This window comes from Pandoraea pnomenusa (assembly GCF_000767615.3).
GTDB classification, from domain to species: Bacteria; Pseudomonadota; Gammaproteobacteria; order Burkholderiales; family Burkholderiaceae; genus Pandoraea; species Pandoraea pnomenusa.
The window spans coordinates 3401264-3414834 of record NZ_CP009553.3 but is presented as its reverse complement, the minus strand read 5'-3'; the positions used below and the strand labels follow the sequence as shown (position 1 = coordinate 3414834).

The 13571-nt window shown below is 63.9% G+C and carries 12 protein-coding genes and 1 tRNA gene; 12 read left to right on the top strand and 1 reads right to left on the bottom strand.

Features of this window, described 5'->3' with window-relative positions:
- Positions 1-77 precede the first annotated feature (77 nt).
- Positions 78-2750, bottom strand: a complete 2673-nt coding sequence (gene mutS / locus LV28_RS39270) for a DNA mismatch repair protein MutS (protein ID WP_023596654.1) — start codon at positions 2748-2750, stop codon at positions 78-80.
- Positions 2751-3100: 350 nt separating this feature from the next.
- On the opposite strand from mutS, the gene LV28_RS39265 reads away from it, so the two are divergent.
- The 12 genes from LV28_RS39265 to nuoF all read left to right on the top strand — a co-directional run bounded on the left by LV28_RS39265 (position 3101) and on the right by nuoF (position 13561).
- Positions 3101-5110, top strand: a complete 2010-nt coding sequence (locus LV28_RS39265; protein ID WP_028730746.1) for a sensor domain-containing diguanylate cyclase — start codon at positions 3101-3103, stop codon at positions 5108-5110.
- Positions 5111-5357: 247 nt separating this feature from the next.
- Complete coding sequence (locus LV28_RS49420; RefSeq protein ID WP_072619097.1) at positions 5358-5729, top strand: response regulator transcription factor; 372 nt, start codon at positions 5358-5360, stop codon at positions 5727-5729.
- 337 nt (positions 5730-6066) lie between these two features.
- A complete protein-coding gene (locus LV28_RS39255; RefSeq protein ID WP_023596651.1) occupies positions 6067-7071 on the top strand; it encodes an NAD(P)H-quinone oxidoreductase in 1005 nt (334 codons plus the stop codon).
- 181 nt (positions 7072-7252) lie between these two features.
- Positions 7253-8020 (top strand): triose-phosphate isomerase, encoded by a 768-nt coding sequence (tpiA, locus tag LV28_RS39250; protein ID WP_031627316.1) that lies wholly within the window; start codon positions 7253-7255, stop codon positions 8018-8020.
- 92 nt (positions 8021-8112) lie between these two features.
- A complete protein-coding gene (gene secG, locus LV28_RS39245) occupies positions 8113-8481 on the top strand; it encodes a preprotein translocase subunit SecG (protein ID WP_023873862.1) in 369 nt (122 codons plus the stop codon).
- Between the two features lie 142 nt (positions 8482-8623).
- Positions 8624-8708, top strand: a tRNA-Leu gene (locus tag LV28_RS39240).
- Positions 8709-8838: 130 nt separating this feature from the next.
- On the top strand, positions 8839-9198 hold the full coding sequence (locus tag LV28_RS39235; RefSeq protein WP_010807414.1) for an NADH-quinone oxidoreductase subunit A: 360 nt from the start codon (positions 8839-8841) through the stop codon (positions 9196-9198).
- Positions 9199-9246: 48 nt separating this feature from the next.
- Positions 9247-9726 carry a NuoB/complex I 20 kDa subunit family protein gene (locus LV28_RS39230; RefSeq protein ID WP_010807413.1) on the top strand — a complete coding sequence of 160 codons (480 nt, stop codon included), beginning with the start codon at positions 9247-9249 and terminating at the stop codon, positions 9724-9726.
- 12 nt (positions 9727-9738) lie between these two features.
- Complete coding sequence (locus LV28_RS39225; protein ID WP_023596648.1) at positions 9739-10338, top strand: NADH-quinone oxidoreductase subunit C; 600 nt, start codon at positions 9739-9741, stop codon at positions 10336-10338.
- A gap of 9 nt (positions 10339-10347) precedes the next feature.
- Positions 10348-11601 (top strand): NADH-quinone oxidoreductase subunit D, encoded by a 1254-nt coding sequence (locus LV28_RS39220; RefSeq protein ID WP_023596647.1) that lies wholly within the window; start codon positions 10348-10350, stop codon positions 11599-11601.
- A gap of 170 nt (positions 11602-11771) precedes the next feature.
- Positions 11772-12272 (top strand): NADH-quinone oxidoreductase subunit NuoE, encoded by a 501-nt coding sequence (nuoE, locus tag LV28_RS39215; protein WP_023596646.1) that lies wholly within the window; start codon positions 11772-11774, stop codon positions 12270-12272.
- Positions 12269-13561: an NADH-quinone oxidoreductase subunit NuoF gene (nuoF, locus tag LV28_RS39210; RefSeq protein ID WP_038620705.1), complete on the top strand. Its 1293-nt coding sequence runs from the start codon at positions 12269-12271 to the stop codon at positions 13559-13561. Before nuoE ends, nuoF begins: the two co-directional genes overlap by 4 nt.
- The last annotated feature ends 10 nt before the right edge of the window (positions 13562-13571 follow it).

Here is a 13571-nt window from a genome sequence, read left to right as displayed (position 1 = left end):
CAAAAGACGCGTACGGCCCGCCGGCCAATCGGCGGCAAACCGGTGGGGCGCTCGCGACGCGGGGGCTTCACGAAACGTCAGCCGTTCGCGCGGCCGTCCATCAGGCCTCGCAGTTCGTACAGCAGGTCAAGCGCTTCGCGCGGACGCAGGTCGTCGGGATCGATTTGCGCCAGGCGGGCCAGCGTCGCTTCGGCAGCCGGGGCAAGCGTCGCGTGATCGGTGCCATGGGCAACGGCACCGTCTTGCGACCGCACGGCATCGTCCGTGAAGCGATCGTCGTCGAGCGTCGCGCGCGGCGCGAACAGATCGAGTTGTGGTGCCGCCGGATCCAGCGCCTGCTGTTCGAGCAGCGCGAGGTGCTTGCGCGCCGCGCGAATCACCGGCATCGGCACGCCGGCAAGCTGTGCGACCTGAAGGCCGTAGCTCTGGCTCGCCGGGCCATCCTGCACGGCATGCAGGAACACGATGCCCTCGCCGTGCTCCACGGCCGACAGATGAACGTTCGCGCATTGCGGGAATTCGTCGGGCAACTGCGTGAGTTCGAAGTAGTGCGTGGCGAACAGGGTGTAGCAGCGATTGTGGCCGAGCAGATGGCGTGCAATCGCCCAGGCGAGCGCAAGGCCGTCGAAAGTCGACGTGCCTCGCCCGATCTCGTCCATGAGCACCAGGCTGTGCTCGGTGGCCGTGTGCAGAATCGCCGCCGATTCGGTCATTTCCACCATGAATGTGGAGCGCCCGCCCGCCAGATCGTCCGAGGCGCCGATGCGCGTGAAGATCGCATCGAGCGGACCGAGGCGCACGGCTTCGGCCGGCACGTAGCAGCCGACGTAGGCGAGCAGGGCGATGAGCGCGGTCTGACGCATGAACGTCGACTTGCCGCCCATGTTCGGGCCGGTGATCAACAGCAATCGGCGGGCATCGCCGAGCGAACAATCGTTGGCGATGAAGCGCTCGACCTGTTGCTCGACCACCGGGTGACGCCCCTGGCGAATGTCGACGACACGGTCCTCCACCAGCTCGGGTTTGACCCAACCGAGCGTCTCGGCGCGTTCCGCGAGTGCGGCGAGTACATCGAGTTGCGCCAGGGCCTGGGCAATGCGCTTGAACTCGGTGATGTGCGGCAGCAGGTCCTGAAGCAGCGCGTCGTAAAGCATCTTCTCGCGCGCGAGCGAGCGCTCCTGCGCGGACAGCGCCTTGTCCTCGAAGGTCTTGAGCTCGGGCGTGATGTAGCGCTCGGCATTCTTGAGCGTCTGGCGGCGGCGGTAGTCGTCGGGCACCTTGTCCGTCTGCCCGCGGGTGACTTCGATGTAGAAGCCGTGAACCTTGTTGAACTCCACGCGCAGATTGTTGATGCCGGTGCGCGCCCGTTCGCGTGTTTCCAGGTCGACGAGGAACTGGCCGCAGTTCTCCGAAATGTCGCGCAGCTCGTCGAGCTCGGCGTCGTGACCGCGGGCGATGACGCCGCCGTCTCGCAGCATTGCGGCCGGCTCTTCGGCGATGGCGCTGGTGAGCAGGGCAAGGGCGGCGTCGGGGATCGCGAGATCCTCGTGCAGCATGGCCAACAGTGGCGAGCGGGCTTCCACGGCGCGCAACGTCGTATGCAGCTCGGGCAGCCGGCGCAGGGCGTCGCGCAGGCTGGACAGGTCGCGCGGGCGCGCCGTGAGCAGGGCCAGGCGCGCCGTGATGCGCTCGACGTCGGCCACGTTGCGCAGCTCGCTGTTCAATGCGCGCCACGCACCCGGGCCTTCGAGCAACGTGGCGATGGCCAGCTGACGCGACTGCGGCACCTGCTGATCGCGCATTGGATGGTGCAGCCAATGGCGCAGCAGACGGCTGCCCATGGTGGTGCCGCAGGTGTCGAGCAGCGAGAGCAACGTCGGCGATTCCGTGCCGCGCAGCGTCTCCGTGAGTTCCAGGTTGCGACGTGTGGCGGCGTCCAGGCCAATATAGGCCGCCTCCCGCTCCACGTTCAGACTTTGCACATGGCGCAGCGACTGCCCTTGCGTGGCGGCTGCGTACTGGAGCAGGGCGCCGGCCGCGCCGAGCGCCGGATTCAGGCCGTCGCAGCCGAATGCGGTGAGGCTCGCCACGCCCAGTTGGTCGCGCAGGCGCTGGGTGCCGGCGGCCGTATCGAAATGCCAGTCGGGCACGCGCGTGGTCGTGCCAAGCGAGAATCCCTCGAACGCCTCGAGTGCGCTGTCGGGCACGAGTGTCTCGGCCGGACGAATGCGCTCCAGTTCACGCGGGAGCTTGTCCGCAGCGATTTCCATCAACCGCAGTTCGCCGCTCGCCAGCGACAGCCAGGCGAGACCGGCGACTCGCTCGCTCGCGCGACGTGCCGCCGTGACCTGCACGGCGAGCAGGTACTGATCGACCTTGTCGCTGAGCAGCGCGGCATCGGTCAGCGTGCCCGGCGTGACGATGCGTACAACCTTGCGCTCCACCGGCCCCTTCGAGGTGGCCGGGTCGCCGATCTGCTCGCAGATGGCCACCGACTCGCCCAGCTTGACGAGCTTGCCGAGGTACTGCTCCACCGCGTGATGCGGCACGCCGGCCATGCGGATCGGTTGCCCGCCGGACTGGCCGCGCGCGGTGAGCGTGAGATCGAGCAGGCGTGCGGCCTTCGCGGCGTCGTCGTGGAAGAGCTCATAGAAGTCGCCCATGCGATAGAAGACGAGCATGTTCGGATGCTCGGCCTTGATACGCGTGTACTGCTGCATCATCGGCGTCATCGGGGGCGTCGGCTTCATTGTTTCCGGGGCGGCTGGGGTGTCTTGGGCTTGGGTGCTCGTCATGAATTCCATCGGGTCGGGCGAGTCGGGTCACGAAGCGGCGGGCGGTGCGGCGGTGCGTCTGCCGAATGGGGCAACTGTCTCGCCCGTCGCCCTCGTGGCGCGTTGGATGCGCAATTTTACGACGGGTTCGCCGAGCGACGGTATCGAGCGCCTCGCGATGTCGCTTCCCGGTGTCGCGCAAGGTGTGACGCGCGAATGCCGAATTTGCTCAAGTTTCCCAAAAATGTGCCGTTTCGGGTGGTAAGCTCTCGCAAAAAGCCACCAAAAACCAAAAGCAGCATAAAGCTACTCTCGTACGGGCCAGCATGGTGAAGTCGTTGAAGGGGCGGGTTGCGGCCATGACCGCGCTCGTTTCCATGGTATTGATCGTCGGCGTAGCCGTCGGCATCGAGTTTTTCGTCTACGGTGAATTGCGAAACTCGCTGCAGGCCCAGCTCGACACGCAGGTCAAGCTCGTGGCCGATCAGCTCGACGACAAGATGCGCGGAAAATTCCTCGCGCTGCACCGCATGGCGAGGAATATCGGCGATCCCCGCACGTTGACACCGGCTCAGTTCGAATCGTTCGCCAACATGTCCGTGTCCATGCCCGAGACGTTCAACACGCTCTTCGTGGCCGACCTCGACGGACACATGCGCTACGATTCGACCTTCGCGACCACCGCCATCAACATCGCGGACCGCGATTATTTCCGACAGTTGCTTGCGGGCGCGCCGCAGGCGGCATCGAGCGTGATCGCGGGCAAGATCACCAACTCGCCCGGCATCGTGCTGGCTGTGCCCGTCACCGACAAGCAGGGGAAGCTGATCGGCGTCATCGGCGGCGCCGTCAATTTGCTGCGACAGAACTTCATCGTCGATCTGGCCAGCAACGCCGTCGGCCAGACGGGACGGTATTGCCTCATCTCCAACGACAGTCCGCCGCGCTATGTGATCCAGGCCGACGTCACCAGGATCCTCTCGCCCGTGGGGCCGGTGCAGACGCTTTGCGGCGTGCGCGACGGCGGATCGAACGAATGGCTTCACATGCATCCGCTCGTCGCCCGCGCACCGATGGCCGCGACCGGCTGGACGGTCGTGGCCGTGCTGCCCGGCGCCGAAGCCTTCGATCCGCTTGCGCGCGTGCGTCGGCGTGTCATCTTGCTGGCGATCGCGGCGATCGCAATGACGGCCCTGGTGATGTGGTGCGTGGCGCGGTGCCTGCTGCGCCCGCTCGACAAGCTTCGCGTTCTGGTGGCTCGCAGCGGGGGCGACATGCGGGCCATGCAGTCATTGCCGGTGCAGCGTGCCGACGAGATCGGTGCGCTGGCGAATGCATTTCGCGACATGATGGAGCGTCTGGGCGAACGGACCGAGGCGCTCGAAGTGTCGCGCGAGGCGGCACGCGCGAGCGTACGCCGCATGCAGGAAATCGCCGACCGTGTGCCGTACCTCGTGGCCTATCTCGACGGCGATGAGCGATTCGCGTTCGTCAACCGCGCGTGCGAGACACGCCTGCGTCGCCGGCGAGACCAGATCCTGGGGGCGACTGCGCGGGAGTTGCTTGGCGTTTCGTTGTACCGCGAATTCGCGCCGCACCTTGCGCGGGCGTTCGCGGGCGAGGCGGCCACGTTCACATGGGACTTCGGCGAGGGCGCCGCCTACCGTTGTTTCGAAGTGAGCTATCAGCCGGAATGGGCGACGCAAAACGTGCTCGCCGGCGTGCACCTGTTCGTGCGCGACATCACCATCGAGCGCACGAACGAGCGGCGCTGGCGACGCGAATCGCATACCGACCACCTGACGGGGCTGCTCAATCGCAAGGGCTTCGATCAGGCGCTCGCCGCCGCCGTTCGCCGCGCGCGTGAAGGCGCGGGGGCGCAGGCATTGCTGTTCGTCGACCTCGATCGCTTCAAGCTGGTCAACGACACATGGGGACACGCGCTGGGCGACGAGTTGTTGCGGCGCCTGGCCAAACGGCTCGTGGCGAACGTGCGAGAGGGCGACGTGCTCGCTCGCTTCGGTGGCGACGAGTTTGCCGTGATCATGCGCGACGTTCACGATGCGCTCGATGTCGAGCGTACGGCGTTGTCGATTCTCGATGCCGCCTCGCGGCCAATGGCGCTCTCGGTGGGAGAGGTGACGGTCGGCGCCTGCGTGGGGGTGGCGATGGTGGCGAGCGGCGAGGACAAGACGCCCGACATGTTGTTCGAAGCCGCCGACCGGGCGTTGTACGACGCCAAGCACGGCGGGCGCGGTCTCTTCGTGCTGGCCCCGAGCGTGGATGGCACCGCCGGTGCCGAGGGCTCCGGCGACGCCGCCGCGCGCGCCGGGTGAGCAGGTGAGCGAGCGCTCACCGGGGAGGTGGCCGCTCGTGGCCCATGCGTTGCCGAGCGTTGCGCCGGTATGTGGCACGCCGAGGCAGGCGTTCCTGTTAGGCAGAGGCAATCGGGCCCGCCGTTACGATCAGCTTCCCCGAAGTTACGAACATGCGTTCCTTGCCGCACAATGGGCGACGCCGTTCGCGCGCCGCGCGTCGCGGCGCACGGTTCGGATGAGTCGGTGTACACAATAGGAGGCGGGCATGAAACTCGAAGGCGGACGAAGCCGGGCAGCAACGCGGGCGGCTTCCGACGCAGGGTGGCGCGAACCAGGGGCGCGCCGTGATCCACCGCGGGCATCGCATCGGGCGGCGCGCACGCAACACGGTGCCGATGCAAGCGACCACGAGCCGAGGCATCAGCGGCTGTCGGTTCGCGAAAAAGAAGTGTTTCACATGCTTGTCGACGGCCTGGCCGTCAATGAAGTTGCACACGCACTGCATGCCAGTGAGCGAGCAATCACCTCGCACGTTGCGCATATCCTGCACAAGCTCGCGCTCGACGACGCCGCAGAGCTGATCGGCTATGCCATCCGGCACGGACTGATCGACGAGGGGGCGGAAGGCGCGGGCTGAGTGCGCTCGGACGCTTCGAGTTGCCGCGCGCGACAGACTCGCCCCGTCCGGGGCCAATCCGGCGCGCTGCGTGAGATTGAACTGATCGCACGCGGCGCGCCAGCCAATCCGCTTGATGCCTCGGAATCGTCCGAGGCGGACGTCTCGAATACTCCTGAAAGATCGCGATCCTTCGGGTTGACCTCGCTGACGGGCAACGCGACGGTCCAGTCGGTGATATGGTACCGGCTCTACACCATTTTCATGGACGAGGGGGCGGTCTCGCCGGCGCGGGCCGCCGCTGTGCGTCGGGGCGCGCAACCATCGTCAACCAGACAACGGAACGAGGACAGACACGATGAAGGCAATTGAGATCAGCCAGTACGGTGCACCGGAAGTGCTCAAGCTCACCGAGCGGCCACGCCCCGAACTGAAGCCGGGCGAAGTACTCATCAAGGTCAGCGCGTCGGGTGTGAACCGTCCGGACGTGCTCCAGCGCATCGGTCAGTATCCGGTGCCGCCGGGGGCGTCGGATCTGCCCGGGCTGGAAGTAGCAGGCGAGATCGTGGAAGGCGCGCTCGACGGTGCGGACAACCGTTGGGGGCTGAAGATCGGTTCGCGCGTGTGCGCTCTCGTGCAGGGCGGCGGTTACGCCGAGTACTGTGCCGCACCGCTCGCACAGGTGCTGCCTGTGCCGGACGGGCTCACGGACGTGGAGGCGGCGTCGTTGCCCGAGACGTTCTTCACGGTGTGGAGCAATGTGTTCGATCGGGCGCATCTCGGCGAAACCGAATCGGGTGAGAAGGAGACGCTGCTCGTGCAGGGCGGCACGAGCGGCATCGGCGTGACCGCGATCCAGCTCGGCGTGGCGCTCGGCCATCGTGTGTTCGCGACCGCGGGCTCGGACGACAAGGCGCGTGCCTGCGAGGCCCTCGGTGCCGAGCGCGGCATCAATTACAAGACCGAGGATTTCGTCGCGGTGACCAAGGCGCTCACCCAGGATCGCGGCGTGGACGTGGTGCTCGACATGGTGGGGGGCGACTATCTTCCGCGCGAAGTCCAGGCGCTCGCATTCGATGGCCGCATCGCCATCATCGCGCTGCTGGGCGGAAGCAAGGCCACGCTGGACATGGGGGCGTTGCTGCGCCGCCGGCTGACGGTGACCGGCTCGACGCTGCGTCCGCGCTCCGTCGCCTTCAAGGCCGCGATCGCGAAGCAACTCCACGAAAAGGTTTGGCCGTTGTTCTCGGCGGGAAAGATCCGCCCGGTGATCTATCAGACGTTCCCTGCCGAGCAGGCGGACAAGGCCCATGCCCTGATGGAAACGAGCACGCACGTCGGCAAGATCGTGCTGACCTGGTAAGCATGCCCTCGTCGGTTGGCGGGAAGAATCCGCATGGAAGCCTGGAATCATGCGGGTTCTTGCGTTCGAAAGCCGGCGAAATTGACCCCCATGCCCCACACGCACTAGAATGAGAGGTTTTTCGTCCATACGCATTGGGGGATAAGGCGTGACAACTGGTACCGCAGCTTCGGCTCGCACCATTAGCCGCAAGGCTGGCAAGCTCGTCGTGGGCAATTGGAAACTGCACGGCAGCCTGGCCGGCAACGAGGCATTGCTGGGCGACCTGCTGGCCTCGCCGGTGCTGAGTGCGCCGGGGGTGACTGCGGCCGTGTGCGTGCCGTTCCCTTATCTCGCGCAGTGCCAGGCACGTCTGTCCGGGCAGGTGTTGGGCTTCGGCGCTCAGGATGTGTCCGCTCACGTGAGCGGCGCCTTCACGGGCGAGGTCGCCGCGGCGATGGTTGCCGAGTTCGGGGCGCGCTTCGTGATCGTTGGTCACTCGGAGCGTCGCCTGTATCACGGCGAAACCGATGCGAGCGTGGCGGCCAAGGCGAATCGTGTGCTCGACGCCGGCATGACGCCGATCGTTTGTGTGGGTGAAACGCTGGCGGAGCGCGAGGCGGGCGAGACGAAGGCGGTGGTAGCGCGTCAGCTCGAGGCGGTGCTCGCATCGCTCTCTTCGGAGCAGGCCGCGCAGATCGTCGTGGCCTATGAGCCCGTCTGGGCGATTGGTACGGGCAAGACGGCGACGTCGGCCCAGGCGCAGGAAGTGCACGCCCACCTGCGTTCGCTGCTGCGCGCGAAGGGTGAGGCGGTATCGGATGTGGCAGTGTTGTACGGCGGCAGTGTGAAGCCGGACAACGCGGCCGAGCTGTTTTCAATGGGAGACGTCGACGGCGGTCTGATCGGCGGTGCGGCGTTGAAAGCAATCGATTTTCTGGCGATCTGCGAGGCGGCCCTGTCGCGCTGAGGTCGTCGCCGTTGAGCGTAACGGCATGAAATAGTCATGACGCAGTGCAGCAAAATGCACTGCAAATTGGATTCTTCTACACGGGTGATGAGATGGGGTTGTTGAAAACGTTGTTGATCGTGGTGCAGGTGCTTTCCGCACTGGGCATCATCGGTCTGGTGTTGTTGCAGCATGGCAAGGGTGCCGACATGGGGGCTGCGTTCGGCAGCGGCTCGTCGGGCAGTCTCTTTGGGGCATCGGGCTCGGCCAACTTCCTGTCGCGCACCACGGCGGTTCTGGCGGCCGTGTTCTTCGTGACGACGCTGGGGCTGACGTATCTCGGCTCCTACAAGCCGACGGCAAATATCGGTGTCCTTGGCAATTTGCCTGCTGCGACGTCGCCGACCGCGGCTTCTGCACCCGTTGCGGCAAGCGCCCCGGCCCCGGCTTCGGCGGTGAATCCGCAAGACGTGCCGAAGTGATTTTCGGCGCGTTTTTGACAAGTAATAAGCTGTAAAGAAAGTAGAAAAAAATTCGATTTGTGCATTGAACAAAATGCTGAAGGGCGCTAATATAGCGGTCTTGAAGCGATTCGTAAGTGACAGCGGATTGCAGAATTTGAATGCCGACGTGGTGAAATTGGTAGACACGCTATCTTGAGGGGGTAGTGGCGAAAGCTGTGCGAGTTCGAGTCTCGCCGTCGGCACCACAGTTCTCCGATGCCAGCCTTGCGATCATGCTTTGGCTGGCATTTTATTTTGTGCTCACCGTTCATCCGCTTTCTGGTCCCCACGCCATCGACGAGAGCGGTTCTTTGAACTAACCGAAAGAGGGTAGAGTTGAACCTCGGAACCTATTATCCCGTCCTGCTGTTTCTTCTGGTAGGTGGCGGTCTTGGGGCGGTACTGATTGGGGTCGGTAAATTCCTCGGCCCCAACAAACCCGACAGCGAAAAACTCTCTCCGTACGAGTGCGGCTTCGAGGCTTTCGAAGACGCGCGCATGAAGTTCGATGTGCGCTACTATCTCGTCGCCATCCTTTTCATCCTGTTCGATCTCGAGACGGCATTCCTGTTTCCGTGGGGCGTCGCCCTGCGCGATATCGGCTGGGTGGGCTTTATCTCCATGATGGGTTTCCTGCTTGAGCTGCTCGTCGGTTTCGTTTTCCTGTGGAAGCGCGGTGCGCTCGACTGGGAATAAGGCCGCCAAGGTCACTGGCTGCATTGCAGAAGGATTCAGGGTAAGCATATGAGCATCGAAGGGGTTTTGCGCGAAGGGTTCGTCACCACCACGGCTGACAAACTCATCAACTGGACGCGCACGGGTTCGCTGTGGCCGATGACGTTCGGTCTGGCCTGCTGTGCCGTTGAAATGATGCACGCCGGCGCGGCGCGCTACGATCTGGACCGTTTCGGCGTGGTGTTCCGTCCGAGCCCGCGTCAGTCGGACGTGATGATCGTGGCCGGCACGCTGTGCAACAAGATGGCGCCCGCGCTGCGCAAGGTGTACGACCAGATGGCCGAGCCGCGCTGGGTGATCTCGATGGGGTCGTGCGCGAACGGCGGCGGCTACTATCACTATTCCTACTCGGTGGTGCGCGGTTGCGATCGCATCGTGCCGGTCGACGTCTACGTGCCGGGCTGTCCGCCGACGGCCGAGGCGCTGGTCTACGGCATCATCCAGTTGCAGTCGAAGATCAAGCGGACTGCGACGATCGCGCGTAAATAACCGCTACCGCCCATGTCTAAACTAGAACAACTCAAGACCACCCTGCAAAACGTGCTTGGCGCCCGCGCCGAGCAGTTGGTGGAGGCCCTCGACGAGCTTACGCTGACCGTCAAGGCGAGTGACTATCTGGACGTCGCGCGCACGCTGCGCGATCACCCGGAACTCAAGTTCGAGCAACTGATGGACGTTGCCGGCCTGGACTATTCGGCCTACGGCGACGGCGCCTACGACGGCCCGCGCTACGCCGCCGTCTCGCATCTGCTTTCGCTCACCCACAACTGGCGCCTGCGCGTGCGTGTGTTCGCGCCGGAAGACGATCTGCCGGTCGTGGCGTCGCTTATCGACGTCTGGAGTTCGGCCAACTGGTTCGAGCGCGAGGCCTTCGATCTGGTCGGTATCGTGTTCGAAGGACACCCGGATCTGCGTCGCATTCTCACGGACTACGGCTTCATCGGTCACCCGTTCCGCAAGGACTTCCCGACCTCGGGCTATGTCGAGATGCGTTACGACCCGGAGCAGAAGCGAGTGATCTACCAGCCGGTGACGATCGAGCCGCGCGAAATCACGCCGCGCATCATCCGCGAAACGCATTACGCCGGTCTGAAACATTAAGGTGGCCTTGTGGCAGACATCAAGAATTACACCCTGAACTTCGGTCCGCAGCACCCGGCAGCGCACGGTGTGCTGCGCCTGGTGCTCGAGTTGGACGGCGAAGTGATCCAGCGTGCCGATCCGCACATCGGCCTGTTGCACCGCGCGACCGAAAAGCTCGCCGAATCGAAGACGTTCCTGCAGTCCGTGCCGTACATGGATCGTCTCGATTATGTGTCGATGATGTGCAACGAGCACGCTTATGTGATGGCGATCGAAAAGCTGCTCGGCGTGGACGTGCCAATTCGCGCACAATACATCCGCGTCATGTTCGACGAGATCACGCGCGTGCTGAACCACCTGATGTGGATCGGCTCGCATGCACTCGACGTGGGCGCGATGGCGGTGTTCCTCTACGCCTTCCGTGAGCGCGAAGATCTGTTCGACGTGTATGAAGCGGTCTCGGGTGCGCGTATGCACGCGGCTTACTACCGTCCGGGTGGCGTGTATCGCGATCTGCCGGATTCGATGCCGAAATATCGTGCCTCGAAGTTCCACAACGAGCGCGCCATCAAGAAGATGAACGAGGCTCGCGAGGGTTCGCTGCTCGATTTCATCGAAGATTTCGCCACGCGTTTCCCGAAGTGTGTCGACGAGTACGAAACGTTGCTCACCGACAACCGTATCTGGAAGCAGCGTCTGGTGGGCATCGGCGTGGTGTCGCCCGAGCGTGCCATGCAACTGGGTTTCTCCGGGGCGATGCTGCGCGGTTCGGGCATTGCCTGGGATTTGCGCAAGAAGCAACCGTACGAAGTGTACGACCGCCTCGAGTTCGATATCCCGGTGGGTAAGGAAGGCGACTGCTACGACCGCTATCTGGTGCGCGTCGAGGAGATGCGTCAGTCGGCCAGCCTCATTCGCCAGTGCGTGAAGTGGCTGCGGGCCAACCCGGGGCCGGTGATCACTGACAACCACAAGGTGGCGCCGCCGTCGCGGGTGGAGATGAAGTCGAACATGGAAGAGCTGATTCACCACTTCAAGCTCTTCACCGAAGGCTTCCACGTGCCCGCCGGCGAAACGTATGCCGCTGTTGAGCACCCGAAGGGCGAGTTCGGCATCTATCTGGTGTCGGACGGAGCAAACAAGCCGTATCGCCTGAAGATTCGTGCGCCGGGCTTTGCCCACCTCTCAGCGCTCGATGAGATGGCGAAGGGACACATGATTGCCGATGCAGTGGCAATCATCGGTACCCAGGATATCGTGTTCGGCGAGATCGATCGCTAAACGCGCAGCGGGCGCCCCGGGCGCCCGCAGGTTTTAATTCGGCAGGGTTTCGCAGGTCGATACCATTGCCGTTCCAGTAGCCGTGCCTGTGAGTTGCGGGCGGTCGAGACATCGACTTGCCCGCACTGGCGCGAGCGGGGATAACGTTTTAGAGAACAGTCGGATCGGAAATGCTTTCTCCCGAAGCCCTGAAGAAAATCGACCGTGCCGTTGCCAAATACCCTGCCGACCAAAAACAGTCGGCGGTGATGCACGCCCTTGCCGTAGCGCAGGTCGAGAAAGGCTGGTTGTCGCCCGAAGTCATGCAGTTCGTGGCGGACTACCTCGAGATGCCCGCAGTCGCGGTGCAAGAGGTGGCAACCTTCTACACCATGTTCAACACGAGCCCGGTGGGCAAGTTCAAGTTGACCGTGTGCACGAACCTGCCTTGCCAGCTCACGCGCGGCAAGGAGATGGCCGACTATCTGAAGGAAAAGCTGGGGGTCGACTACAACGACATCACGCCCGACGGTCTCTTCACGGTCAAGGAAGGCGAGTGCATGGGCGCGTGCGGCGATGCGCCCGTCATGCTGGTGAACAACCATCGCATGTGCGGCTTCATGAACGAAGAGAAGGTCGACGCGCTCCTCGATGAGCTCAAGGCCAAGGCCGCTGCCGGAGAGAAAGCATGACGTCGCTGCACAATCGTCACATCAAACCGCTGATTCTCGCCGATCTGAACGGCGAGAACTGGCATCTCGAAGATTACGTCAAGCGCGGCGGATACCAGCAGCTCGCACGTATCCTGAAGGAAGGCATCACGCCGGAGCAGGTCATTGCGGACGTCAAGGCGTCGGGCCTGCGGGGTCGTGGCGGCGCGGGCTTCCCGACCGGTCTGAAGTGGAGCTTCATGCCGCGCGCGTTTCCTGGCCAGAAATACCTCGTCTGCAACTCGGACGAAGGCGAACCGGGCACGTTCAAGGATCGCGACATTCTGCGCTACAACCCGCACGCGCTGATCGAGGGCATGGCCATCGGCGGTTACGCCATGGGCATCACCGTCGGTTACAACTACATCCACGGTGAAATCTACGAAGTGTACGAACGCTTCGAAGAGGCGCTCGAGGAAGCCCGCGCGGCCGGCTATCTGGGGGACAACATCCTCGGTACGGACTTCTCGTTCCAGTTGCATGCCCACCACGGTTATGGCGCGTACATCTGCGGCGAAGAAACCGCACTGCTCGAATCGCTCGAAGGCAAGAAGGGCCAGCCGCGTTTCAAGCCGCCTTTCCCGGCGAGCTTCGGTCTGTACGGCAAGCCCACGACCATCAACAACACCGAAACGTTCGCGGCCGTTCCGTTCCTGCTGGCCACCGGCCCGCAGCAGTACCTGGAAATGGGCAAGCCGAACAACGGCGGCACCAAGATCTTCTCGGTGTCGGGCGACGTCGAGCTGCCGGGCAACTATGAGGTGCCGCTGGGGACGCCGTTCCCCGAACTGCTCGAACTCGCGGGTGGCATGCGCGGTGGAAAGAAGCTCAAGGCCGTGATTCCGGGCGGCTCGTCGGCGCCGGTCGTGCCGGCCGGGCTGATGATGGAAACGACGATGGATTACGACAGCATCGCCAAGGCAGGTTCGATGCTGGGTTCGGGTGCCGTGATCGTGATGGACGAGACGCGCTGCATGGTGAACTCGCTGCTGCGTCTGTCTTATTTCTACTACGAAGAATCGTGCGGTCAATGCACGCCGTGCCGCGAAGGCACCGGCTGGCTGTGGCGCGTGGTCAACCGTATCGAGCATGGCGAAGGCCGCAAGGAAGATCTGGACCTGCTCAACTCGGTGGCCGAGAACATCATGGGCCGTACCATTTGCGCGCTGGGCGACGCCGCGGCGATGCCGGTGCGCGGCATGCTCAAACACTTCTGGGACGAGTTCGCCTACCACGTCGAGCACAAGCATTGCTTGGTCGGCACTCACTAATCCCTTTTGA

Excerpts from the sequence above, each read along its gene's own strand:
- LV28_RS39265 (WP_028730746.1), top strand. The coding sequence starts at position 3,101 with ATGGTGAAGTCGTTGAAGGGGCGGGTTGCGGCCATGACCGCGCTCGTT.
- LV28_RS49420 (WP_072619097.1), top strand. The coding sequence starts at position 5,358 with ATGAAACTCGAAGGCGGACGAAGCCGGGCAGCAACGCGGGCGGCTTCC.
- nuoE (WP_023596646.1), top strand. The coding sequence starts at position 11,772 with ATGCTTTCTCCCGAAGCCCTGAAGAAAATCGACCGTGCCGTTGCCAAA.
- mutS (WP_023596654.1), bottom strand. The coding sequence starts at position 2,750 with ATGAAGCCGACGCCCCCGATGACGCCGATGATGCAGCAGTACACGCGT.
- LV28_RS39255 (WP_023596651.1), top strand. The coding sequence starts at position 6,067 with ATGAAGGCAATTGAGATCAGCCAGTACGGTGCACCGGAAGTGCTCAAG.
- secG (WP_023873862.1), top strand. The coding sequence starts at position 8,113 with ATGGGGTTGTTGAAAACGTTGTTGATCGTGGTGCAGGTGCTTTCCGCA.
- nuoF (WP_038620705.1), top strand. The coding sequence starts at position 12,269 with ATGACGTCGCTGCACAATCGTCACATCAAACCGCTGATTCTCGCCGAT.
- LV28_RS39225 (WP_023596648.1), top strand. The coding sequence starts at position 9,739 with ATGTCTAAACTAGAACAACTCAAGACCACCCTGCAAAACGTGCTTGGC.
- LV28_RS39230 (WP_010807413.1), top strand. The coding sequence starts at position 9,247 with ATGAGCATCGAAGGGGTTTTGCGCGAAGGGTTCGTCACCACCACGGCT.